Annotated in this window: 1 protein-coding gene; it reads right to left on the bottom strand. The window is 57.6% G+C overall.

Features of this window, described 5'->3' with window-relative positions; all coding sequences use genetic code 11:
* Positions 1–1,017: condensation domain-containing protein (locus EAE89_RS24535; protein ID WP_214086669.1), on the bottom strand; the 1,017-nt coding region annotated here is incomplete at both ends.

Raw genomic sequence — 1,017 nt, forward strand, 5'->3', positions numbered from 1 at the left:
GGATAAGGCTGGCGCGGATAAGCGGCCCACGGTCAAGATCAAATGGCGTATGGATTTCTCCGGCGCTCAAGCGCTCAAGCACCATATCGGCATCCGGGAGTCCGCGCAGGTCATGTTGAGATAAAGGCAAGCCACTATCCGCTTCCAACAGCCGTACCTGCGGCTGACCGTCAACCGAGACAAAAACAGAACGTAACGCCTCATGACGGGCGAACAGGGTATCCAGCGCCTGCTGCCAGGCCACGATATCCAGTTGACCACCCAAGTGCAGGGCCATCGGGATATGATAAGTCTCGCTGACACCATCCCACTTAGCCAGGAACCACAGGCGCTGTTGAGCAAATGACAGCGGCAGCGCTTCCTCGCGGGATATCGGCAGAATGGCCGGCAGGCTAGCGTTCTGTTGACCAGACCGGGCCGCTATGACCTCAGCAAAAGCCATCAAAGTAGGAGACGTAAACAGGGTGGTCAGCGGCAGTTCAATACCTAACGCCGCTACCCGGTTTATCATCCGTACCGCCAGCAACGAATGGCCCCCCAAAGCAAAGAAATTATCGTGCCGACTAATCTGTTTAATCCCCAGCAACTCACACCAAATCGCCGCCAGAATGGTTTCTGTCTCCCCCTCCGGCGGCGCATAGACCTGACGGGCAAACGCCTCACTGTCCGGGGCTGGCAGCGCCTGACGATCCAACTTACCGTTAGGCGTCAATGGCAACACATCCAGCCGCACAAAGGCCGACGGCACCATATAATCCGGTAAAATCGCACTCAGGTGAGTACGCAGACTGTTGACCAGCCCCTCATGAGCTTCCGCCACCACATAAGCCACCAGCCGTTTTTCCTGCCCGTCACCCAGCGCCAGCACCACCGATTCACTCACCGCCGGATGTTCTACCAACCGGGCTTCAATTTCCCCCGGCTCTATCCTGAAACCACGGATTTTAACCTGATGGTCGTTACGGCCCAGGAACTCCAGATTGCCCTCCGGCAGGTAGCGGGCCAGATCCCCGGTAC

Origin of the sequence: Photorhabdus heterorhabditis (assembly GCF_018448905.1) — a bacterium.
GTDB classification, from domain to species: domain Bacteria; phylum Pseudomonadota; class Gammaproteobacteria; order Enterobacterales; family Enterobacteriaceae; genus Photorhabdus; species Photorhabdus heterorhabditis.